This window comes from Micromonospora sp. WMMD998 (genome assembly GCF_029581235.1).
Taxonomy (GTDB): domain Bacteria; phylum Actinomycetota; class Actinomycetes; order Mycobacteriales; family Micromonosporaceae; genus Micromonospora.
The window spans coordinates 804,638-826,806 of the sequence record NZ_CP120740.1; the positions used below are offsets into that span (position 1 = coordinate 804,638).

At 71.9% G+C, this 22,169-nt stretch carries 20 protein-coding genes; 10 read left to right on the forward strand and 10 right to left on the reverse strand.

From position 1 onward, the window contains the following. Positions 1-77 precede the first annotated feature (77 nt). From trxB to O7619_RS03720, 3 genes are all read left to right on the forward strand, one after another. A complete protein-coding gene (trxB, locus tag O7619_RS03710) occupies positions 78-1,031 on the forward strand; it encodes a thioredoxin-disulfide reductase (RefSeq protein WP_282285681.1) in 954 nt (317 codons plus the stop codon). 27 nt (positions 1,032-1,058) lie between these two features. After that, entirely contained in the window at positions 1,059-1,382 is a 324-nt protein-coding gene (gene trxA, locus O7619_RS03715) for a thioredoxin (RefSeq protein WP_282285682.1), read from the forward strand. A 168-nt stretch (positions 1,383-1,550) separates the two neighbouring features. Then, positions 1,551-2,711 carry an N-acetylmuramoyl-L-alanine amidase gene (locus tag O7619_RS03720; protein WP_282285683.1) on the forward strand — a complete coding sequence of 387 codons (1,161 nt, stop codon included), beginning with the start codon at positions 1,551-1,553 and terminating at the stop codon, positions 2,709-2,711. 5 nt (positions 2,712-2,716) lie between these two features. Here O7619_RS03720 and O7619_RS03725 read toward each other — a convergent pair whose 3' ends face one another. After that, a complete protein-coding gene (locus O7619_RS03725) occupies positions 2,717-3,382 on the reverse strand; it encodes a GNAT family N-acetyltransferase (RefSeq protein ID WP_282285684.1) in 666 nt (221 codons plus the stop codon). Between the two features lie 291 nt (positions 3,383-3,673). Between O7619_RS03725 and O7619_RS03730 the strand changes: the two genes are divergently transcribed. Both O7619_RS03730 and O7619_RS03735 read left to right on the forward strand, forming a co-directional pair. Beyond that, a complete protein-coding gene (locus O7619_RS03730; protein ID WP_282285685.1) occupies positions 3,674-4,987 on the forward strand; it encodes a PLP-dependent aminotransferase family protein in 1,314 nt (437 codons plus the stop codon). A gap of 7 nt (positions 4,988-4,994) precedes the next feature. Next, the gene (locus O7619_RS03735; protein WP_282285686.1) at positions 4,995-5,987 is read left to right on the forward strand and encodes a D-alanine--D-alanine ligase; all 993 of its coding nucleotides are present in this window, start codon (positions 4,995-4,997) and stop codon (positions 5,985-5,987) included. 21 nt (positions 5,988-6,008) lie between these two features. Here the strand turns inward: O7619_RS03735 and O7619_RS03740 are convergent, their stop codons facing one another. From O7619_RS03740 to rpmH, 9 genes are all read right to left on the reverse strand, one after another. Further along, positions 6,009-6,986 (reverse strand): hypothetical protein, encoded by a 978-nt coding sequence (locus tag O7619_RS03740; RefSeq protein ID WP_282285688.1) that lies wholly within the window; start codon positions 6,984-6,986, stop codon positions 6,009-6,011. A 1,705-nt stretch (positions 6,987-8,691) separates the two neighbouring features. Further along, a complete protein-coding gene (locus O7619_RS03745) occupies positions 8,692-9,744 on the reverse strand; it encodes a ParB/RepB/Spo0J family partition protein (RefSeq protein WP_282285690.1) in 1,053 nt (350 codons plus the stop codon). Positions 9,745-9,771: 27 nt separating this feature from the next. Next, positions 9,772-11,118: an AAA family ATPase gene (locus O7619_RS03750; RefSeq protein WP_282285692.1), complete on the reverse strand. Its 1,347-nt coding sequence runs from the start codon at positions 11,116-11,118 to the stop codon at positions 9,772-9,774. 244 nt (positions 11,119-11,362) lie between these two features. Then, on the reverse strand, positions 11,363-12,139 hold the full coding sequence (gene rsmG, locus O7619_RS03755) for a 16S rRNA (guanine(527)-N(7))-methyltransferase RsmG (RefSeq protein ID WP_282288658.1): 777 nt from the start codon (positions 12,137-12,139) through the stop codon (positions 11,363-11,365). Between the two features lie 374 nt (positions 12,140-12,513). Then, positions 12,514-13,092, reverse strand: a complete 579-nt coding sequence (locus tag O7619_RS03760; protein ID WP_282285694.1) for a R3H domain-containing nucleic acid-binding protein — start codon at positions 13,090-13,092, stop codon at positions 12,514-12,516. A 215-nt stretch (positions 13,093-13,307) separates the two neighbouring features. Next, on the reverse strand, positions 13,308-14,297 hold the full coding sequence (gene yidC, locus O7619_RS03765; protein ID WP_282285696.1) for a membrane protein insertase YidC: 990 nt from the start codon (positions 14,295-14,297) through the stop codon (positions 13,308-13,310). 3 nt (positions 14,298-14,300) lie between these two features. Next, complete coding sequence (yidD, locus tag O7619_RS03770; RefSeq protein ID WP_091567651.1) at positions 14,301-14,540, reverse strand: membrane protein insertion efficiency factor YidD; 240 nt, start codon at positions 14,538-14,540, stop codon at positions 14,301-14,303. A gap of 41 nt (positions 14,541-14,581) precedes the next feature. Further along, positions 14,582-14,992, reverse strand: coding sequence for a ribonuclease P protein component (rnpA, locus tag O7619_RS03775; RefSeq protein WP_282285698.1), 411 nt, complete (start codon positions 14,990-14,992; stop codon positions 14,582-14,584). A gap of 34 nt (positions 14,993-15,026) precedes the next feature. Beyond that, on the reverse strand, positions 15,027-15,164 hold the full coding sequence (gene rpmH / locus O7619_RS03780; protein ID WP_091061882.1) for a 50S ribosomal protein L34: 138 nt from the start codon (positions 15,162-15,164) through the stop codon (positions 15,027-15,029). Between the two features lie 576 nt (positions 15,165-15,740). On the opposite strand from rpmH, the gene dnaA reads away from it, so the two are divergent. The 5 genes from dnaA to O7619_RS03805 all read left to right on the forward strand — a co-directional run bounded on the left by dnaA (position 15,741) and on the right by O7619_RS03805 (position 22,159). Next, complete coding sequence (gene dnaA / locus O7619_RS03785) at positions 15,741-17,564, forward strand: chromosomal replication initiator protein DnaA (protein WP_282285699.1); 1,824 nt, start codon at positions 15,741-15,743, stop codon at positions 17,562-17,564. An 803-nt stretch (positions 17,565-18,367) separates the two neighbouring features. Then, positions 18,368-19,501: a DNA polymerase III subunit beta gene (gene dnaN / locus O7619_RS03790; RefSeq protein ID WP_282285701.1), complete on the forward strand. Its 1,134-nt coding sequence runs from the start codon at positions 18,368-18,370 to the stop codon at positions 19,499-19,501. Positions 19,502-19,541: 40 nt separating this feature from the next. Continuing rightward, positions 19,542-20,414 carry a phosphogluconate dehydrogenase (NAD(+)-dependent, decarboxylating) gene (gene gnd / locus O7619_RS03795; RefSeq protein WP_282285703.1) on the forward strand — a complete coding sequence of 291 codons (873 nt, stop codon included), beginning with the start codon at positions 19,542-19,544 and terminating at the stop codon, positions 20,412-20,414. A gap of 16 nt (positions 20,415-20,430) precedes the next feature. Beyond that, positions 20,431-21,564 carry a DNA replication/repair protein RecF gene (gene recF, locus O7619_RS03800; protein ID WP_282285705.1) on the forward strand — a complete coding sequence of 378 codons (1,134 nt, stop codon included), beginning with the start codon at positions 20,431-20,433 and terminating at the stop codon, positions 21,562-21,564. Beyond that, positions 21,554-22,159 carry a DciA family protein gene (locus O7619_RS03805; RefSeq protein WP_282285707.1) on the forward strand — a complete coding sequence of 202 codons (606 nt, stop codon included), beginning with the start codon at positions 21,554-21,556 and terminating at the stop codon, positions 22,157-22,159. Before recF ends, O7619_RS03805 begins: the two co-directional genes overlap by 11 nt. Positions 22,160-22,169 lie beyond the last annotated feature (10 nt).

Here is a 22,169-nt window from a genome sequence, read left to right on the forward strand (position 1 = left end):
CTTCGTACGATGACGTTCTGCAGGTCAGTTGTCGGCATCGCTGAGTCGCCGGCGAACACACACTTCGGGAGACGGCAGTGGACGAGGTCCGCAACCTGATCATCATCGGCTCCGGCCCGGCCGGCTACACCGCGGCGGTCTACGCCGCGCGCGCCAACCTCAAGCCGCTGGTGATCGAGGGCGTGCAGTCCGGTGGCGCGCTGATGACCACCACCGAGGTGGAAAACTTCCCCGGCTTCGCGGACGGCATCCTCGGCCCCGAGCTGATGGACAACATGCGCAAGCAGGCCGAGCGGTTCGGTGCCGAGTTCCTCACCGATGACGTGACCCGGGTCGAGCTGAAGGACACCGGCGAGATCGGTTCCGACGCGGTGAGCACCGTCTGGGTGGGCGAGACCGCCTACCGGGCCCGGGCGGTCATCCTCTCCACCGGTTCGGCCTGGCGACCGCTGGGCGTGCCGGGCGAGCAGGAATACCTCGGCCACGGCGTGTCGTCCTGTGCCACCTGTGACGGTTTCTTCTTCCGCAACCAGCACATCGTGGTGGTCGGCGGCGGCGACTCGGCGATGGAGGAGGCGAGCTTCCTCACCCGCTTCGCCGAGTCGGTGACGATCATCCACCGCCGCGACTCGTTCCGGGCCAGCAAGATCATGGCCGAGCGGGCGCTGGGCAACGAGAAGATCAAGGTCGAGTGGAACACCACGGTCGAGGAGATCCTCGGCGAGGACGGCAAGGTCAGTGGCGTACGGGTGCGCGACGTGCACACCGGCGAGACCAAGGTGCTCGACGTCACGGGCGTCTTCGTGGCGATCGGCCACGACCCGCGCAGCGAGCTGTTCCGCGGTCAGGTGGCGCTCGACGACGAGGGGTACGTGCAGGTGCAGGCGCCGAGCACGCGCACCAGCCTGCCCGGGGTCTTCGCCGCCGGTGACGTGGTCGACCACACCTACCGGCAGGCCATCACGGCGGCCGGCACCGGCTGTGCCGCCGCGCTCGACGCCGAGCGTTTCATCGCCACCCTGCAAGGCTGAAAAATCCGGTTCGGAGGAGGGTTCATAGTGGGAGCAACCAAGGCGGTCACGGACGCGAGCTTCGCGGCCGACGTGCTGAAGTCCGACAAGCCGGTTCTGGTCGACTTCTGGGCGGAATGGTGCGGTCCGTGCCGCAAGGTCTCGCCGCTGCTGGAGGAGATCGCGGGCGAGATGAGTGACCAGGTCACCATCGTCAAGCTCAACATCGACGAGAACCCCGAGACCGCACGCGCCTACCGGGTGATGTCCGTGCCGACGCTCACCATCTTCAAGGACGGCGAGCCGGTGCAGTCGATCGCCGGTGCCAAGCCCAAGGGTGAGCTGGTCAAGCTCATCGAGTCGGCGCTCTGAGCCGCGCCCGACACACCGTCGAAGCCCTCGTCACCCCACCGGGTCACGAGGGCTTCGGCGTTCCTGACCTGCGCGAAGACGAACCCGGCGGGTAACCGGTCACGGTACGCTCCGTAGGCGTCCGCCGGAGTGCCGCCTCCGCCGGCGCCCGTCCAGAGGGGGGTCGTCGTGCGTCCGATCCGACCCGGTGACCGAGGCCCCGCGGTGGCCGAGGTCCGCACCGTCCTCGCCGGCCTGGAACTCCTGCCCGCGGACGGCCGCGCCGACGCCTACGACGCCGAGACGGAACGCGCGGTCCGCGCGTTCCAGCAGTCCCGCGGCCTCAGCGTCGACGGGCGCGTCGGTGCGGAGACCTGGCGGGCGCTCGACGCGGCCCGCTGGCGGTTCGGCGCCCGCGCCCTCTACCACGCCGTGCCCGAGCCGCTCACCGGCGAGGACATCCGGTCGCTCCAGGAACGCCTGTTGGAGATGGGGTACGACGTGGGCCGCGCCGACGCCATCTACGGCCTGCGCACCTCCCGCGCGGTGGCCCAGTTCCAGCGCGAGATGGGCCTCAAGCCGGACGGCGCGTGCGGCCCGCACACCGTCAACGCGCTGCGCCGCCTCGGCCGCAAGGTGGTCGGCGGCCGGCCGCAGTGGCTGCGCGAGTCCGACGCCATCCGCCAGGCCGGGCCGACGCTCGTCGGCCGGACCGTGGTGATCGACCCGGGCCACGGCGGCACCGACCCCGGCGTGGTGGTGCCCGACGGGACGCTGCGCTGGAGCGAGGCCGACCTCGTGCACGACCTGGCCAGCCGGTTGGAGGGCCGGCTCGCGGCGGCCGGCGTACGGGTGCAGCTGACCCGGGGTCCCGCGCCCCGGACCTGCCTGCCGGACGCCGACCGGGCCCAGCTCGCCAACTCGCTCGGCGCCGACGTGTTCATCTCCCTGCACACCGACGGGCACGCCAACCCGGCAGCCGACGGGGTCGCCACCTACCACTACGGCACCGACAACGGCGTCACCTCGGCCACCGGGGAACGCCTGGCCGGGCTGGTGCAACGGGAGATCGTGGCCCGCACCGGGCTACGTGACTGCCGCACCCACGCCAAGGCGTGGGACCTGCTCCGGCTCACCCGGATGCCGGCGGTCCGCGTCGAGGTGGGCTACCTGACCTCACCGGACGACCGGAGCCGGCTTGTCGACCCGCGGTTCCGGGACCGGGTCGTCGACGCCATCGTGGCCGCCGTGCAGCGGATGTACCTGCCGATCGAGCGGGACGTGCCGACCGGCTCGATCGACGTGAGCGAGTTGCGGGCGACAGTGGCCGCCGGCACCGTGGTCGACTGAGCCGGTCAGCTCATCGAGCGGGTGGCGGGCGCCGGCCGGACCGGTCGCAGCAGCGTTTCCGGGCTCATCGAGCCGAGGAGCTTCTCCAGCGCGTATTCCACGTCGGACTTCCAGCTCAACGCGGTACGCAACTCCAGCCGCAGGCGCGGGTAACGCGAATGCGGGCGGACGGTCTTGAAGCCCACCGACAGGAAGAAGTCAGCCGGCGCGACGCAGGCCCGGGCCGGCCCCTCCCCGTCGTCGCCGAACTTGGCGTCGCCGAACGCCTCGATCGCCTTGATGCCGCGCTTGGTGAGGTCCCGGGCCACGCCCTGCACCAGCATCCGGCCCAGGCCGCCGTCGGCGAAGGCGGGCACCACGTGCGCCGTCATCAGCAGCGCCGCGTCCGCCGAGACCGGCGACGTGGGAAAGGCCATCGAACGCGGCACGTACGCCGGCGGCGCGTACATGACGAAACCGGCAGGCATCCCGTCGACGTAGATCAGCTTGCCGCAGGAACCCCACTCCAGCAGTGTCTGGGAGACCCAGGCTTCCTTCTCCAGCCCCGGGTCGCCGGCCGCGCAGGCCCGCTCGGCGGAAACCGGATCCAGTTCCCAGTAGACGCACCGCCGACAGGATCGGGGAAGGTCCTCCAGGGTGTCCAGGGTCAGGCTGACCAGACGTCGCGACATGAGCGCACCCCACCCAACAGTCTCGGAGCGCCGGCCACCGCGGTGCCCCGCCGCCCTCGTGCTCCCGACGAGCGATCGTACGCCCCCGCCCGGCGGCGCGGGAGTGGAACGCGCGGACGCCCACGCCACCGGCGGACGGAGGTCCGGGATGTGGACGTGTCCGGATGGCGGGTTCCGTGCCGGTCACCTGCGACTACGATCGACCAATCGGCCGCGCGCCGCCATTGGACGCCGGCATCGCGGGTACCACACCGGGCGGCAGCTCCGCCGACACCCGATCGAGGTGATGTCATGACCGGCACGACGCTCGACGACTACACCGACCGGTACGCCCGGCGTGTCCGCGGGATGACCGCCTCCGAGATCCGGGCCCTGTTCGCCGTCGCCAGCCGGCCGGAGGTCGTCTCGCTCGCCGGCGGAGCCCCCTACATCGCCGCGCTGCCGCTCGACGCGGTGGGCGAGATGCTCGGCCGGCTCGGCGCCGAGCACGGCACCACCACCCTCCAGTACGGCATCGGCCAGGGCACCCCGGAGCTGCGCGAGCGGATCTGCGAGGTGATGTCGCTGTCCGGGATCGACGCCTCCTGCGGCGCCTCCCCGGAGGACGTGGTGGTGACCGTCGGTGGCCAGCAGGCGCTCGACCTGGTGGCCCGGCTCTTCCTCGACCCGGGCGACGTGGTGCTCGCCGAGGGCCCGACGTACGTCGGTGCGCTCGGGGTGTTCCAGGCCGCCCAGGCGCAGGTGGCGCACGTGCCGATGGACGACGACGGCCTCATCCCGGAGGCGCTGGAGGTGGCCATCGCCGACCTGGCGCGCGCCGGCCGGCGGGTGAAGTTCCTCTACACGATCCCGACCTACCAGAACCCCACCGGCGTGACGTTGAGCGAGGAGCGGCGGGAACGGGTGCTCGACATCTGCGAGCGCGCCGGCCTGCTCGTGGTGGAGGACGACCCGTACGGTCAGCTCGGTTTCTCCGGCGAGGCGCCCGTGCCGCTGCGGGCCCGACGGCGCGACGGCGTCTTCTACCTGGGCACGTTCTCCAAGACCTTCGCCCCGGGCCTGCGGGTCGGCTGGATCCTCGCCCCGCACGCGGTCCGCGACAAGCTGGTCATCGCCAGCGAGGCGCAGATCCTCTGCCCGAGCGGCTTCGCGCAGGCCGCCGTCTCCACCTATCTGGGCACCATGCCCTGGCGTGAGCAGCTCAAGACCTACCGGGAGGTCTACCGCGAACGCCGGGACGCGCTGCTCGGCGCGATGGCCGACCTGATGCCGTCCGGCACCACCTGGACCACGCCCGACGGCGGCCTCTTCGTCTGGGCGACCCTGCCCGACGGGCTCGACGCCAAGGCGATGATGCCGCGAGCCATCGCCGCCCGGGTCGCGTACGTGCCGGGCACCGGCTTCTACGCCGACGGGACGGGCACCGGCAACATGCGGCTCAACTTCTCCTTCCCGCCGCCCGAGCGGATCCGGGAGGGCGTCCGCCGGCTGTCCGGGGTGATGGAGCAGGAGATCGCCATGCGGAAGGTCTTCGGGGCGGTCGCCGGCACCGGACCGCGCCGGCGCCAGGGCGGCTCCGACGCGCCCGGCCCCGACTTGGCATGATGCCCGCATGGCCGTCAGCCCTGCCACACCCGTGACCGATCCCGCCGCCGACGAGCTGCACGTGCTGGTACTCGCCGGCGGTCTCTCCTACGAGCGGGACGTGTCGCTCCGCTCCGGTCGCCGCGTACTCGACGCGCTGCGCGCGGTGGGCGTGGAGGCGGAGCTGCGCGACGCCGACATCGCGCTGCTGCCCGCGCTGACCGCCGACCCACCGGACGCGGTGGTGATCGCCCTGCACGGCGCCACCGGCGAGGACGGCTCGCTGCGGGGCGTGCTCGACCTCTGCGACGTGCCCTACGTCGGCTGCGACGCCCGCTCCTCCCGGCTCGCCTGGGACAAGCCGTCGGCCAAGGCCGTGCTGCGCGAGGCCGGCATCCCCACACCCGACTGGGTGGCCCTGCCGCACGACCGCTTCTCCGAGCTGGGCGCGGTCGCCGTCCTGGACCGGATCGTCGACCGCCTCGGCCTGCCACTGATGGTCAAGCCCGCGCAGGGCGGGTCCGGCCTGGGCGCCGCCGTGGTCCGGGAGGCCGCGTCACTGCCGGCCGCCATGGTCGGTTGTTTCGCGTACGACCAGACGGCGCTTGTGGAACGCTACGTGCCCGGGATGGACGTGGCGGTCTCCGTGCTCGACCTGGGCGAGGGCCCCCAGGCCCTGCCCCCGGTCGAGATCGTGCCCCGCAACGGCGTCTACGACTACGCCGCCCGCTACACGGCCGGCCGCACCACCTGGCACGCGCCCGCGCGGCTCGACGACTCGACCACCGCGCGGGTGACCGAGGTGGCGCTCGCCGCACACACCGCGCTCGGCCTGCGCGACGTGTCCCGCGTCGACCTGATCGTCGACGCGGAGGGCAGGCCGCACGTGCTGGAGGTGAACGTCTCTCCCGGGATGACCGAGACCTCGCTGCTGCCGCTCTCCATCCAGGCGGCCGGGCTCGACTTCGGCCGGGTACTCGGCACGTTGGTGAACCGGGCCGCCGCCCGCCGCTCGGCCTGACTCAGCCGGCCCCGCCCGTCCTCAGCCGGCCCCGCCCGGCCCGGACGCCGTGGTGCGCCCGACGGTGTTGGGTGTCGGTGTCGTCCCGTCGTCCTCGCCGGTGGCGCGATCCGCGCTCGTTTCCGCCGCGCTCGTGTCCGCGTCCGCCGCGTCTCGGGCCGCCGGCTCGGCGTCTCGCGCGGGGCCGCCATGGTCGTCCGGATCCGGGAGATCCTCTCCGTCGGCGCCCTCGGCGTCGCCCTCCGCGCGATCGCGGCCGGCGTCGCTCATCGACCCGCTCTCCCCGCCCGCTGCCGTGTCCACCGTCTCGGCCGGATCGGATTCCGGAATCTCGTCCGCTGCCTCGATCACCGAGGCGGCTTCCTCCTCGGCCTCCTCGGCCGCGCCCTCTGACGACGGCGAGGAGAGACTCGACGGCGCCTGCCACTGGATGCGCGGCGGTTCGGCGAGCGGGCGGCCACCGAACTCGGCGAGCCACGCGGCCACCATGGCGAGGTTCTCCCGCCACTGCTCCTCGGAGATCGGCGGCAGGATCGAGTCCCACAGCGACAGGAACGTGCCCCGTAGTTGCAGCCGCCCGTACGGCCGGGCCAGGAACCACATGTGCAGGTGCGCGGAGCCGTCGCCCCACCGGTTGACGTGCACGCGGGCCACGCCGTCCAGCGAGCGGATCGCCCGCTCCAGGCGGACCGTCATCACGCCCAGCTCGGCGGCCAGCAGATTCGGCAGGTCGCCGAGGTCGAGGTGGGAGCGGGACTCCAGGATCAGGACCATCGGCAGCCCGGTGGGCCGGTCCATGGTGCGGACCCGCCAGCGCTCACCGACCCAGATGTACGCCTCGTCGGGCGCATGGCAGGCGGTGCACTCCCGGTCCGCCTCGCCCCGACGGGGAGGTTCGAAAGGTACGGGGTCGTCGAGTTGCTTGACGCGGATATCGCCCTCGAACGGGAAGGAGGGCCACTGGGTGAAGTCCGGGACTGAGGGAGGGGTGTCCTGCACGACGCTGACCCTAACCGAGTTGGCGACGCCTGTCCCTACCCGCGCCCGTCGCGGATCGAACTCGGGGCTGACAATCCACAGCGGTTGTCCACCGAGTTGTCCACAGGGCGCCGAGATCACCAGCACAGCGCGTCATCCACAGCTCAGCAAGGGTTTCCGCGCGGTGTTTCACGTGAAACGGTGCGACCCTGTGGACAACCGCTGTGGATAACTTCCCGGGGTTCCGTGCTCGTCTCTTCTGTCCAACGACCAAAGCACCGGATACGCGCCGGGTCGGTCCGACCTTGTTTCACGTGAAACGCATGGCGGCACGAGGAAGCGTTCACGTCCGTGTCCCGCTCGCTCAACGGACGACCTGTGGAAGAGTTGACCGCCCTGATCCACTCACGCCGAAGTGGCCGCATTCCGCGGTCGAGTGCAGTCACATCTCGACCTGATGTGGATCACGAGGCGGACGTCTCCGTTCCGAGGGGCCGCTTTCTGCGTACTCGCCTCGGGCGGCTCTACCCGCCACCCGCTCGCCGGTCACAAGCAGGGGCCGGGCGGCACGACGCCGACGACCAACTGATGTGGCTCGGCGAGGCGGGCCGGCTGGGCAAGCAGGTGCAGCGGCTGCGACGGCTGGACGCATCCCGCACGCCTTCACAGGACCGGGCTTCGCCAGCCTCACGAGACCCCGGCACCACCTACTCCACAGCCGCCGCCTGTCCACGCCCCTTTGGGTGCACCTGCCGTCGCCCCAGCAACAACAGCGGCACCCAGACCGCATCCCCGTCGTACCGACCGAAGACGGCCCGGCCCGCACCATTGACGGTGCGCGAAGTCGCCGGCGACGGCGCGCCGCCAGAAGTGGCGACTGCGGGTCCCGGCCCACCCGAAGGCTTCCGCCCCGACTCCCACTTCGTGCCTTCGCCACCTGGCCGACCCCGCGATCCGGCTCAGGCGGCGGCAGACGCTGCAGACACCCGTGTCGTTCCAGTCGTGCCCGATGGGGGCCACGGGTGGAACGTCAGGGGTGTGTCGAGGGTGCCGCAGACACCCATGTCGTTCCAGTCGGGTCGTGTCAGGCCACAGGTGGAACGCCGTGGGTGCCTTACTACTTGGGCGCGTCCGGCCCTGTCGAGCTGGAGTCGACGCGCAACGCGGTGGCGGTGCCGGTGCGACCGGACGCAACGCCGCGGCTCGACCGGGAGCGGCGAGACCCGGCGCGACGCGATCGACTCGGCTCGTAGGCGACTCAGCTCGACTTCGGGCTGGCTCGGCGCGAGACCGAACGGCGCGAGACCGAACGGCACGAGGCAGGGCGGCGCAAGGCGGGGCGGCGCAAGGCGGGGAGACCCGAGGCGGAACGAGCGCGAGGCCAGGAGGCAAGGCGGGCAGGCCCGAGGCAGGTGACGAAGGCGCGGGGCGCGCGAAGGCGCGGGGCGAACGAAGGCGCGGGGCGAACGAAGGCGCGGCGGTACCGGCCACGGATCGGGCGGCGATCGCCGATGAGCCGGATTCCTCGCGAGCTGCATCAGGAACGCCCGAGGCAGGAGAGGATGAACCTCACCAGCTCCGTTTCACGTGAAACGGCACTCGCTACGCCGGAGGGTGGTCGATCGGCCAACCCACAGCACCGGACCCGGAGGGCCGACTGCGGCCCGGAACGGCACCGGCCGCACCCCCTTGCGGGTGGTGCGGCCGGGACGGGCGGCGCGGGAAGTCAGCCCTCGGGCTGGTCCTCCTGGCCCACTCCGATGATGCCGACGATCCGCTCCAGGTCGTCGACGGTGGCGAACTCGATCGTGATCTTCCCCTTGCTGCGGCCGATGTCGACCTTCACCCGGGTGTCGAACCGGTCGGAGAGCCGGTCGGCGAGATCGGAGAGTGCCGGAGCGTGGGCCTTGGTCCGACGCTTGGCGGCGGGTGCCTTTGCGGGCCCCTCAGCGAGCGCCAGAGCCACCAATTCCTCGGTGCCGCGTACGGAGATGCCCTCGGCGACGATGCGCGTGGCGAGCTTCTCCTGCGACTCGGAGTCGTCGAGGCTGAGCAGGGCTCGGGCGTGACCGGCGGAGAGCACTCCGGCTGCCACCCGGCGCTGCACCGCCCCGGGGAGGTTCATCAGCCGGATCGTGTTGGAGATCTGCGGACGGCTGCGGCCGATCCGCCGCGCCAGCTCCTCGTGTGTGGCCCCGAACTCCTCCAGGAGTTGTTGGTAGGCCGCCGCCTCTTCGAGCGGGTTCAGGTTGGCGCGGTGGATGTTCTCCAGCAGCGCGTCCCGGAGCATCGCGTCGTCCTTGGTGTCCCGGACGATGGCGGGGATGTTCTCCCGGCCGACCGCCTGGGCGGCGCGCCACCGCCGCTCACCCATGACGAGTTCGTACTTCTCACCGTCGAGCTGCCGGACGACGATCGGTTGGAGGAAGCCGACCTCCTGGATCGAGGTCTTCAGCTCCTCCAGCGCCTCTTCGTCGAAGACGTGCCGGGGCTGCTTCGGGTTCGGCACGATGGCGTCGACCGGGATCTCGGCGAAGCGGGCGCCGGGCACCGGGCTCAGCTCGTACCCGGGCTCGGGCTCGGGCTCGGCGGCCGGCGCGGTCCCGCCGCCTCCGACCGCACCGGTCACGGCGGCGGTCGCGCCGGCGACCGCCGGAGGCGGGACGGCCGTACGGGTGGTCTCCGTCTCGCCGGCCGCCGGGTCGGTGCCCGGTGCCGGCCCGGTGGGAATGAGGGCGCCGAGCCCTCGGCCCAGACCGCCCCGGGGACGGTTCTTCATGCGACGCCTCCCAGCGACTTCTCCGCGCTACGCATTCCGGCTCACCGGCTCCTTGACCCCTCGCTCAGCGATCTCCTGGGCGGCCTCGAAGTAGCTCGTGGCACCCCGCGAACCGGGATCGTAGGTCATCACCGACTGGCCGTAGCTGGGCGCCTCGGAGACCCGCACGTTGCGGGGGATGACGGCCTGGAGCACCTTGTCACCGAAGTGGTTCCGGACGTCCTGCTCCACCGCGTCGGCCAGCCGGGTGCGCCTGTCGTACATGGTCAGCAGGATGGTGGACACCTCGAGCTTCGGGTTCAGGTGCTGGCGCACCAGGTTGATGTTGTTTATCAACTGGTTGAGGCCCTCAAGCGCGTAGTACTCGCACTGGATGGGGATCAGCACCTCCTGCGCGGCCACGAGCGCGTTGACGGTCAGCAGGCCGAGCGAGGGCGGGCAGTCGATGAAGACGTAGTCGAAGTGGCCCGGGTACGCCTCGATGGCGCGCGACAGGCGCGACTCCCGGGCGACCACCGAGACCAACTCGATCTCGGCGCCGGCCAGATCTATGGTCGCCGGCACACACCACAGGTTGGGGATGCCCTCGACCGTCTGGGCCACCTCTTCGAGTGGCACGCTGTCGATCAGGCAGTCGTAGACGTCCGGCACGCCGGTGTGGTGCGGCACGTTCAGACCCGTGGACGCGTTGCCCTGCGGGTCGAGGTCGACCACGAGCACGCGGTTGCCGTGCAGCGCGAGCGCCACCGCCAGGTTGACGGTGGTGGTGGTCTTGCCCACGCCACCCTTCTGGTTGGCGACGCACATCACCCGGGTCCGGTCGGGGCGGGGCATGGAAACCTCGCCACTGGGATTCAGGATCTGCACGGCGCGCATCGCCTCCATAGCCAACGGTGGGTCATCCTCTTCGCGCGTCGGGGTTTCACGTGAAACGTACGTGCTGGCCGGGTTCTCGTCGGCGTACCCGCCGGTCGGTGGCGTGTCGGACGGCGGCGCCGTCGTCTCGGCGGCGTCCGGGGCGGCCTGGTGCGGTACGGCGGAGATCGGCGGCTGCGGTTCGTAACGAGCGGGGACGGCGACGTTCGCGCGGACCGCCGCCGGCCGGGGAGTGGGGGCGTTCACCGGACCGTCGCTCGGGTCGTGCGGCTCGCGGGCCGGCGGCACGTTCGCCGGCACGGACGAGGTTGGCCGCACAGCGCCCGCCGGTAGGACCTCCGGCCGGCGGGCCGGCTCGGTGGGGCGGCGCGAGGACTCGTCACGGGGATGATTCACCGCCCACTCCTGGTAGCTGGTTTCACGTGAAACGGAATCGTCGGGTGAACGCCCGTCGGCTCCGGTCAGCCGTGGATCGTCGTACCTGCCGTCGTCATGCACCTGTCATCCCTACCCGCTCCGGATGGTCGGTCCGCACCCGTCAATCGGCCTCCGCGCGGTGCGCGGTGTCATCGGCCCGGCGGGAACGATCGGGTCGGGTGCCGCCCGGCACCGCCGCTCCACACTATCGACGCGCGGTCAGCCTACGGCCGACGGGCGCGGCGGGTCCATGTCGGGTTGTGATCGATCCGGTCACGTCCTACCGGTCCAACGACCGGACGGGCCTCCGGGCGGCGTGACCCGATCAGCGGTCCCGGTTGCGGCCACCACGGTTGCGACCGCCACGCGAACGCTTGGGCTTCTTCGGCTTGCGTGGGTTGACCACCCGCTCCCGCACCACCTCGATCACCGTCGCGGCGGGCTCGATCACCCCGACGCCGCAGCGGTGCAGCTCGGGCTCCCCACCGCCGAGCCGGAGCACCGCCTCGGCGTGCTCGGTCATCTCCTCGGCCGCGGAAGCGCCCTTGAGCGCCACCAACCGACCGCCGGGCACCGTCAGCGGCAGGCACCAGGCGGCGAGCCGGTCCAGCGCGGCCACGGCGCGCGCAGTGACGACGTCGGCGGACAGCGGCTCGCGGTCCCGCGAGCCGGCTGCGGCTTCATCCGCCCGCCCGCGGAACACCCGGACGGTGCGGGTCAGCCCGAGCTGTTGCACCGCTTCGACCAGGAAGGAGACCCGTCGGGCGAGCGGTTCGACGAGCGTCACGGTGAGATCGGGACGGGCGATCGCCAGCACCAGGCCGGGCAGCCCGGCCCCGGAGCCGACGTCGATCACGCTGGCCCCCTCCGGGATACGCTCCGCCATCACCGCGCAGTTGAGCAGGTGCCGGTCCCATAGCCGGGGCGTCTCGCGGGGCCCGATCAGGCCCCGGAGCACACCCTCCGTGGCCAGCAGTTCGGCGTACGCGGCGGCGAGGTCGATCCGGTCGCCGAACAGGGCGCGGGCGGCCTCCGCCAGCTCGGGCGGCAGGGACGCGGCAGCCGGGTCGACCGGACCGGAGGCGGTGGACACACCATCCATCGTGGACACCTCGGCGACCGCCTCCGGTCCGGCGAAGGACGGCTCGGTCACGGCGTCCGGCTCGGCGAAGAACGGGTCGACCGCACCCGCGGGTGTCTCCGGTCCGGCGGGTTCCGCCACCGCCGGTGGTTCGGCGGAGAACGCCGGTGCCACCACGGCGGCCCCGGTGGGCTCCGATCCGGGCACCTCCGCCGGTTCGCCGGAGAAGTCGGGGTCGGCCGGGGTCCCGGCCGGATACGGCGTACCGTCCGGGGAACCCTCGTCGGAGAAGATCGGTTCGGGGGTCGCGTCGGGCCGTACAGCCGACGGCCCGGGCGGCGTACCACCCGGGCCGGCCACGGCGTCCGCCGTCGTGTCGTCGGAGACCACTGACCTCAGTCCACCGGCCGGACGACGATGCGACGGTTCGGCTCCACGCCCTCGGACTCGCTCTCCACGCCGCTCATCGCGTTGACCACGTCGTGCACGCACTTGCGCTCGAACGCGGACATCGGCTCCAGGCGTACCGCCTCGCCGTGTTCCTTGACCTTCTCGACCGCGTTCTTGGCGACCGCGGCCAGCTCCTTGCGCCGGGCGGCCCGGTAACCGCCGACGTCGAGCAGCAGGCGGCTCGGCGTGCCGGTCTGCCGGAACACCGCGAGGCGGGTCAGCTCCTGGAGCGCCTCCAGGGTGGCGCCGCGCTGGCCGACCAGGCTCTGGAGGCGACCGCCGACCACTTCGACGACCGGCCGGCCGCCGGAGACCAGCTCGTCGATGTCGCCGTCGTAGTCGAGGATGTCCAGCAGACCCTCGACGTAGTCGGCGGCGATCTCGCTCTGCCGGAACAGGTCGCTGTCGGCGGGGGTCTTCTTCTGCCGGGTCTCGGCCGCGTCCTCCTCGGTCCCGGTGGAGGTCGCCTCGACGGTCTCCTCGTCCACGGGCTGGTCAGCGCTGGGGATGCTGGTGTCGGTCACGGTCTCATCTCCGTACTCGCTCGGCCGGACCGTCGAGGGTCCGCTGGTCTCCCGAGGGCCGGCGGGACGTTCGCCGGATGCCCCTCGGGCACGTCCTTCGGGCGGTTCCGCCCGTGACCGCGCGGTGCGCGGCGGTTCCGGCCCGGCGCCGACTCTGGGTCGCAGCTCGGGACCGGACGGGCCACCGCCGTTCGCGGCGGTGGCCCGGGAGGTGTTCAGCCCTGTCGCTTGGCGGGGCGCCCACCACTCTTCTTCGGGTTGACCGGCTTGGCGCCGGGCTTCGGACCGGCCACCTTCGGCGCGGCGGCCGGGGCCTTCGCCGCCGGCTGTGCGGTCTTGCGGCCGAGCAGGCCACCGGTCTTGGCGGGCTGCGCCGGGCTCTTGCCGCCGGTGGTGGTGTTCTTCTTCGGCGGCACCAGCGGCGGGAACTTCCGCAGCACCCACTGCTGCTGGCCGAGCGTGAAGAGGTTGTTGGTGACCCAGTAGATGATCACACCGATCGGGAAGATCGAACCCGAGACCAGCAGCGAGACCGGGATGCCGTAGAGCATCAGGCGCTGCACCATGCGCTGCTGCGGGTCCTCGGCCCAGCCGGTCTTGAGGATCATCTGACGGCTCGTCAGGTAGGTCGTGGCGATCATGATGAGCACCAGGACGCCGGCGATCAGCTTGACCGTGTTGGTGTTCGCGCCCAGCGGCGCCAGGTCGGCGGCGGTGGAGCCGAACCGGCCGGAGATCGGGGCGGTGAAGAGCTTCGCGCTGGAGGCGCTGTTGAACTGGTCGACGGTCCAGCCGTAGAGCGTCTTGCCCTGGTTTTCCGGGTTGAGCCGCTTGAGCGTGTGGAACAGGCCCAGGAAGACGGGGATCTGGAGGAACATCGGAAGGCAGCCCATCAGGGGGTTGGCCTTTTCCTTCCGGTAGAGCTCCATCATCTCCTTCTGGAGCGTCTCCCGGTCACCCTTGTGCTTCTCCTGGAGCTCCTTGACCTTCGGCTGGAGCGCCTGCATGGCACGCTGCGACTTGATCTGCTTGACGAAGACCGGGAACAGGATCACCCGGACCGTCACCACCAGGAAGATGATGGCGAGGATCCAGGCCCAGTTCGTGCCGATGACCGCGCCGACCGGCACCCCGATGGCGTCCCAGGCCGAGTGCCAGGTCAGCAGGATCCACGAGATCGCGTAGTAGATCCAGTCGAGACTCAATTCTCAGGCTCCAGTCACGTCGGCACGGCGGCGATCGCCCGGCTCCGGCACCGGGTCGTGACCACCTGGGTGAAAGGGGTGGCAGCGCGACAGCCGCCGGACCGTCAGCCAGGCTCCCCGCAACGCGCCGTGCCGGGACACCGCCTCCACGGCGTAGGCACTGCACGACGGGTAGAACCGGCAGCGGGCCGGCAACGCCGGACTTATCCACCGACGGTACGCGATGATGGGCGCCAGCAGCATGCGGGCACCGGTAGTCGGCGCCGGAGTCGAGGTCCCCCCGCTCATCGCGACCGACGTCCCCGGGGCGCCCGCGCGGCGGCGAGGGCGGCGTCCAGGTCGGCCCCGAGCCGCGCGTACGTCGCGTCGGCGGCCGGGGGCAGGGCGCGTACGACCAGGGTGGCGCCGGTGGGCAGGTCGGTCAGACGCTCCCGGACCAGGTGCCGGAGCCGGCGGCGGACCTTGTTGCGGACCACCGCGCCTCCGACGGCCTTGGAGACGACGAAGCCGGCGCGGCTCGGCGCGGGTGTTTCCGCGCCGCTGTTCCGCGCCGGCTCCGGCGAGGTCGTTCCGGCGGTGGCCGGCTCGGGGAGTGTCAGGTGGACCACGACGGCACCGCGGCCGACGCGCCGGCCACCGCGAACCGCTGCGGCGAAGTCGCTACTGCGCCGCAGTCGCTGTGCGGCGGCCAGCACGACAGCTCACGTCCCCGTACCGGACCGGACGGCCTCAGGCCGCCAGGCGGGTGCGGCCCTTGGCGCGACGGGTCGAAAGGATGGCGCGGCCGGCACGGGTGCGCATGCGCAGCCGGAAGCCGTGGGTCTTCGCGCGCCGGCGGTTGTTCGGCTGGTAGGTGCGCTTGCTCACGTCAGGCTCTCCGTTGTCGTACGCCCCGCGCGGCGGATCGCCCGGGGTCCTGTGCTGGTCCAGATCACCTCGATGGTGACCGCTGATCGACGCCGCCCGTGCGACCCGGCCCCCGGCGGTGCGGGGAGGTGGTCACGAGGCAGCGAGCATCCATCACCCTAGCAGAGGGCGAGAGAGCATCCGCTCCAGCCTACGCAGCGGCACAATGGCCGTCAAACCTCGCGTTCCCGCCCCCGACCTGCGCCGCAGCGGCTCCCGGAGGGGTGTTTCCGCTGATGTGGCGGACACCCGGAGGGTGTCGGCGGTTGATGGCGCGGGGTCCCCGCTGTTAGCGTGCGCGATTGCGGTCGGTGTCGGTGCTCCAGGTTTGTCGCCGACCGGCAAGACCGGACAAGCTGTTGAATCGTTCGGCACGGTGAACCCGCTTCAGCGCCTCCGCGAATCAGGGGGCAGGTCCGACCCACGTCCGGTGGGCGGCCACAATCGGTCCGTACACACAGGCTGTGGATAACTTGTGGATGACGACCGGTCAGCCGTCCGGGCGGGCGTGAGGATCAGGCGAGGGGGTGGCACGACGTGACCGGAGAGACAGACCTTGCCGCGGTGTGGGCGGCGGCCACCGAGGAACTCGCCGACGAGATCATCTCCGCGCAACAGCGGGCCTACCTCCGGCTCACCCGGTTGCGGGCGATCGTCGAGGACACCGCGCTGCTCTCCGTACCGGACGCCTTCACCCGGGACGTGATCGAGTCCCGGCTCCGCCCGGCCATCACCGAGGCGTTGAGCCGCCGGCTCGGCCGACCGATCCAGGTGGCCGTCACCGTGCGGGTCGCCGAGGATCCGGGCGGACGCCCGGCCGGCACGGTCTACCGCAGCAACCCGGATCCGCTCCCCGAGCCGGACGGCCCGGCGGATCCGCTCCCCGGGTTCGACCGGCTCGGCCCACCGCCGGCGCAGCCGACCTTCCCCGCGCCCCGCCCGAACCCCGGGTACGCCGAGCCGCGGCCGGACCCTCCGGCGGAGGAGCACCCGCCTCGGCAGCGGAACGCGGACGGCAGCCGGACGCAGTTGATCCCCGCCGGTCGGGATGCGCGGGACGGTCAGGACACGCTCTTCGGCGCCGCGTTCGCCGAGCCGATGCGCGCCCCCGAGCGCCGTTCCTTCGACGACCGTCCCGGGGCCGAGCCGTCCGCCGACCCGATCGGATACGAGCCGCGCTACCGGGAGGCCCCGGGTCCGGCCGACTCCACGCCGCTGCGCGGCCTGCCACGCGACGGCGCCACCGACAACGGGCCCGGCCGGGGTGGTCCCGACCTCCACCGCCCGGGTGGCCAGGCCGACCGCCGGCTGCCCGGCGGGGCGGAGACCGGCGGCAACCGCCTCAACCCGAAGTACATGTTCGAGACGTTCGTCATCGGCTCGTCCAACCGGTTCGCCCACGCGGCGAGCGTGGCGGTGGCGGAGTCGCCGGCCAAGGCGTACAACCCGCTGTTCATCTACGGTCACTCCGGGCTGGGCAAGACCCACCTGCTGCACGCCATCGGGCACTACGCCACCACCCTCGGTAACGCCCGCTCGGTCCGGTACGTCTCGACCGAGGAGTTCACCAACGACTTCATCAACTCGTTGCGGGACGACAAGACCAGCGCGTTCCAGCGCCGCTACCGGGACGTGGACATCCTCCTGATCGACGACATCCAGTTCCTGGAGAACCGGGAGCGGACCCAGGAGGAGTTCTTCCACACGTTCAACACGCTGCACAACGCCAACAAGCAGATCGTGATCACCTCCGACCGGTCGCCGCGGCAGCTCGCCACGCTCGAAGACCGGATGCGGACCCGGTTCGAGTGGGGGCTGCTGGCCGACATCCAGCCGCCGGACCTGGAGACCCGGATCGCGATCCTGCAGAAGAAGGCGGCGCAGGAGCGGATGTACGCGCCGCCGGACGTGCTGGAGTTCATCGCCTCCCGGGTGTCGAACTCGATCCGGGAGCTGGAGGGCGCGCTGATCCGGGTCACCGCGTTCGCCAGCCTCACCCGTTCCTCGGTCGAGTTGTCACTGGCCGAGGAGGTGCTGCGGGACTTCATGCCCGACGGCGCCGGGCCGGAGATCAACGCCGACCAGATCATGGCGTCCACCTCTGAATACTTCGGGGTGAGCCTGGAGGACCTGCGCGGCCACTCCCGGTCCCGGGTGCTTGTCAACGCCCGCCAGGTGGCGATGTACCTGTGCCGCGAGCTGACCGACCTGTCGCTGCCCCGGATCGGTCAGGCGTTCGGCGGGCGCGACCACACCACGGTGATGCACGCCGATCGCAAGATCCGTCAGCAGATGGCGGAGCGGCGCTCGCTCTACAACCAGATCGCCGAGCTGACGAACCGGATCAAGCAGAACACCTGAGACGCGCGTCTCGTACCCCGTCACGACAGCCCGGTCGGATTTCCGACCGGGCTTCTTCGTGGCCGGCGCCGGGTGCCCGGCCCGCGCCGATCGACCGCCGCGGACGTCGCCGGTTGACCCTCGACCCGGTCGAGGCTCCAGGATCGGTGTCATGCCCGTCCACAGGCCCTACCGGTTGTCCACACCCCCTGTGTCACAGGCGGTGGATAACGACCCTCTGCATATGGCCGGTTACCCACAGACTGTGGACAAGTCCTGGGGACGAGCCTGTGGACGCCTGGGGACAACCGCCGCGTTGTCCACCGATGGCGATCCTCCTGTGGACCACCTGTTGAAGGTTCTGGGGATGACGACGGCCGGCGTCGTCCGCGTCGTCCACAGAGCTGGGGAGAAAACCGGTGGATTACCGGTGGACAACCGGTGGACAACGGTGGATAACCCGGCGGCTGGCGACGGCTGTGGATCGGGACGCGAGTTGTACCCCGGGTTCTCCACAGCTAAGCCACCTGTAGATAACGTGTCTGAGCTGCGCAGACGCAAGTTCTCCACAGTTTGCACAGGTGCGATGAAGACGATGAGTTATCTCTTCTAAACAACAAAAACCAATCATCACCGTTGGGCTTTCTGTGGATCGGGCCGCAGCGCTGCCGTCGGCAGTCGCCCGGGCACCTGGATCCACGGGGTCGGGCGCACAGCCGATGCCCACGCGCCCTAAGGTGCGATGGGAACCCGCACGGTCGGGCGGGACGGGTGGCAGCGGTCGGCATGAGAGAGTTGTCGCTGACGTCGACGCGGAGGCATTGATGAAGTTCCGAGTGGAGCGCGACGCGCTCGCCGAGGCCGTGGCGTGGACCGCCAAGAGCCTGCCCAACCGACCCTCCGTGCCGGTGCTGGCCGGGGTGATGCTGCGGGTGACCGACGGCAACCTTCAGGTCTCCGGCTTCGACTACGAGGTCTCCAGCCAGGTGACCGTCGAGGTGCAGGGCGACGCGGACGGCGCCGCCCTGGTCTCCGGCCGCCTGCTCGCCGAGATCACCAAGGCGTTGCCGGCCAAGCCGGTGGACATCGCGGCCGTCGGCGCCCACCTGGAGCTGGTCTGCGGCAGCGCCCGGTTCACCCTGCCCACCATGCCGGTGGAGGACTACCCGACCCTGCCGGAGATGCCGGAGAGCGCCGGCACCGTCGACGCCGCGTCCTTCGCCGCCGCGGTGGCCCAGGTCGCCGTGGCCGCCGGCCGCGACGAGACGCTGCCGATGATGACCGGCGTCCGGCTCGAACTGTCCGGCGGCACCATGGCCATGCTCGCCACCGACCGCTACCGCCTCGCGCTGCGGGAGATGGAGTGGAACCCGGACGACCCGGAGATCAGCCTCAACGCGCTGGTGCCGGCCCGCACGCTCAACGACACCGCCAAGGCGCTCGGCCCGCTCGGCGGGCACGTCACCATGGCGCTCTCGGCCGGCGGCGCCGGCGAAGGCATGATCGGCTTCTCCGGCGGCACCCGCCGGACCACCAGCCGCCTGCTCGACGGCGCCAACTACCCGCCGGTGCGCTCGCTCTTCCCGGCCGACCACAACGCCGAGGCCCGCGTCGCGGTCGCCACCCTCATCGAGGTGGTCAAGCGGGTGGCCCTGGTCGCCGAGCGCACCACCCCGGTGCTGCTCAGCTTCAGCTCCGACGGCCTCGTGGTGGAGGCCGGCGGCACCGAGGAGGCCCGCGCCAGCGAAGCCATGGAGGCCACCTTCAGCGGCGACCCGCTCACCATCGGCTTCAACCCGCAATATCTGATCGACGGCCTGGCCAACCTGGGCTCCCAGCACGCCCTGCTGCGCTTCGTCGACGCCTTCAAGCCCGCGGTCCTTTCTCCGGCCGGCGAGGATGGCGAGGTCATTCCGGGGTACCGGTACCTCATCATGCCGATCCGCGTGTCGCGCTGATCGCGGGCGGCACCACCCTGACGTACGGAGGTAGGAGCAGATGCAGCTCGGCCTGGTAGGACTCGGCCGGATGGGCGGCAACATGCGCGAACGACTGCGCGCCGCCGGGCACGAGGTGGTCGGCTACGACCGCAACCCGGAGCTCAGCGACGCCGCAAGCCTCGCGGAACTGGCCGAGAAGCTCGACGCGCCCCGCGCGGTCTGGGTCATGGTCCCCGCCGGCGTCACCGACGCCACCATCGACGACCTCGCCGGCGTGCTCGGCTCCGGCGACATCATCATCGACGGCGGCAACTCCCGGTTCAGCGACGACGCCCCGCGCGCCGAGCGCCTCAACGAGCACGGGATCGGCTACGTCGACGTCGGTGTCTCCGGCGGCGTCTGGGGCCGGGAGAACGGGTACGCGCTGATGGTCGGCGGCGCCGAGCAGCACGTGGCACGGCTCATGCCGATCTTCGACGCGCTCCGGCCGGAGGGTGACTTCGGCTTCGTGCACGCCGGCCCGGTCGGCGCCGGCCACTACGCCAAGATGGTGCACAACGGCATCGAGTACGGCCTGATGCACGCCTACGCCGAGGGCTACGAGCTGCTCTCCGCGTCCGAGCTGGTGACGAACGTGCCGGGGGTGGTCAAGTCCTGGCGCAAGGGCACCGTCGTCCAGTCCTGGCTGCTCGACCTGCTCGACCGGGCGCTCGACGAGGACCCGGAGCTGGCCGACCTGAGCGACTACACCGAGGACACCGGCGAGGGCCGCTGGACGGTCGACGAGGCGATCCGGCTCGCCGTGCCGCTCAACGTCATCACCGCCGCGCTGTTCGCCCGGTTCTCGTCCCGGCAGGACGAGTCGCCCGCCCTGAAGGCCGTCGCCGCGCTGCGCCAGCAGTTCGGCGGTCACGCCGTCCACAAGCGCTGACCGGTATCCACAGACTGTGTACGTCCGCCGGCTCGAACTTGTCGACTTCCGCTCGTACGAGCGGGTCGGCGTCGACCTGGAGCCGGGCCCGAACGTGCTCGTCGGCGCGAACGGCGTCGGCAAGACCAACCTGGTCGAGGCGCTCGGCTACGTGGCGACCCTGGACTCGCACCGGGTCGCCACGGACGCCCCCCTGGTCCGGATGGGCGCCACCTCGGCGGTGATCCGCTGCGCCGTGGTGCACGAGGGCCGGGAACTGCTCGTCGAGCTGGAGATCGTCCCGGGCAAGGCGAACCGGGCCCGGCTCGGCCGCTCCCCGGCCCGCCGCGCCCGGGACGTCCTCGGCGCGCTGCGGCTGGTGCTGTTCGCGCCGGAGGACCTGGAACTCGTCCGCGGCGACCCGGCCGAACGCCGCCGCTACCTGGACGACCTGCTGGTCAACCGCCAGCCCCGCTACGCGGGCGTCCGCGCCGACTACGAGCGGGTGGTCAAGCAACGCAACGCGCTGCTGCGCACCGCGTACCTCGCCCGCAAGACCGGCGGCTCGCGCGGCGGCGACCTGTCCACGCTCGCCGTCTGGGACACCCACCTGGCGCAGCACGGGGCCGACCTGCTCGCCGGCCGGCTGGAGCTGGTCGCCGCGCTCACCCCGCACGTGGCGAAGGCGTACGACGCGGTGGCGGCCGGACGCGGCGCGGCCGGCATCACCTACCGGCCGTCGGTCGACCTGCCCGAGCCGACCGCCGACCGGGCGACGCTTGCCGAGGCGCTGAGCGCCGCGCTGGCCGCGAACCGCACCGCCGAGATCGAACGCGGGACCACGCTCGTCGGCCCGCACCGCGACGACCTGGCCCTCACCCTGGGCCCGCTACCCGCCAGGGGGTACGCCAGCCACGGCGAGTCCTGGTCGTACGCGCTGGCGCTGCGACTGGCCGGGTACGACCTGCTGCGCGCCGACGGGATCGAGCCGGTGCTGGTGCTCGACGACGTCTTCGCCGAGCTGGACGCCGGCCGGCGGGAACGGCTGGCCGACCTGGTCGGCGGCGCCAGCCAACTCCTGGTCACCTGCGCGGTGGACGAGGACGTGCCGGCGACCCTGCGCGGCACCCGCTACACGGTCGGTGAGGGGACGGTGCGACGTGCCGGATGACGAGGAGGTGCGGCTCCCGCCCGCACGGCTGGGGCCGGGACGCGACGCGCGTACCCCACCGAAGCCGGCGGACGGCGAGCCGGGAGCGGCGGACGGCCCGGCCGGGCCGGAGCTGGCCCGGGCGGTGCTGGACGCGGCGAAGGCCCGGCGCCAGGCCGCGGCCGGCCCGCGACGGCGCTCCGCGGTCCGCGGTGACGGCGAGAAGCGGCTGCGCGGCTACTCCGGGGCCGGCCCGGACCCCCGCGACCCGCAGCCGCTCGGCGCGGTGCTCGACAAGCTGGTCAAGGCGCGGGGCTGGCAGCAGCCGGCGGCCGAGGCGACAGTCTTCGGCGCCTGGGAGAAGGTGGTCGGGCCGGACGTCGCCCAGCACAGCCGCCCGGTGAAGCTGGAGAACGGCGAGCTGACCGTCGAGGCCCGCTCGACCGCCTGGGCCACCCAGTTGCGGCTGCTGGCCGGCTCGCTGCTCAAGCAGATCGCCAGCGAGGTCGGCCACAACGTGGTGCGCAAGCTGCACATCCACGGCCCGGCCGCGCCGTCGTGGTCGCGTGGCCCGCGCCGGGTACGCGGTCGTGGCCCGCGCGACACCTACGGGTGAGCGTGGCGGC

Bases quoted from the DNA above. Each gene is read 5' to 3' on its own strand.
- rsmG (WP_282288658.1), bottom strand. From the start codon at position 12,139: ATGGATGGTGTGTCCACCGCCTCCGGTCCGGTCGACCCGGCTGCCGCG.
- O7619_RS03735 (WP_282285686.1), top strand. From the start codon at position 4,995: ATGGCCGTCAGCCCTGCCACACCCGTGACCGATCCCGCCGCCGACGAG.
- dnaN (WP_282285701.1), top strand. From the start codon at position 18,368: ATGAAGTTCCGAGTGGAGCGCGACGCGCTCGCCGAGGCCGTGGCGTGG.
- O7619_RS03745 (WP_282285690.1), bottom strand. From the start codon at position 9,744: ATGAAGAACCGTCCCCGGGGCGGTCTGGGCCGAGGGCTCGGCGCCCTC.
- O7619_RS03725 (WP_282285684.1), bottom strand. From the start codon at position 3,382: ATGTCGCGACGTCTGGTCAGCCTGACCCTGGACACCCTGGAGGACCTT.
- gnd (WP_282285703.1), top strand. From the start codon at position 19,542: ATGCAGCTCGGCCTGGTAGGACTCGGCCGGATGGGCGGCAACATGCGC.
- yidD (WP_091567651.1), bottom strand. From the start codon at position 14,540: ATGCTGCTGGCGCCCATCATCGCGTACCGTCGGTGGATAAGTCCGGCG.
- O7619_RS03730 (WP_282285685.1), top strand. From the start codon at position 3,674: ATGACCGGCACGACGCTCGACGACTACACCGACCGGTACGCCCGGCGT.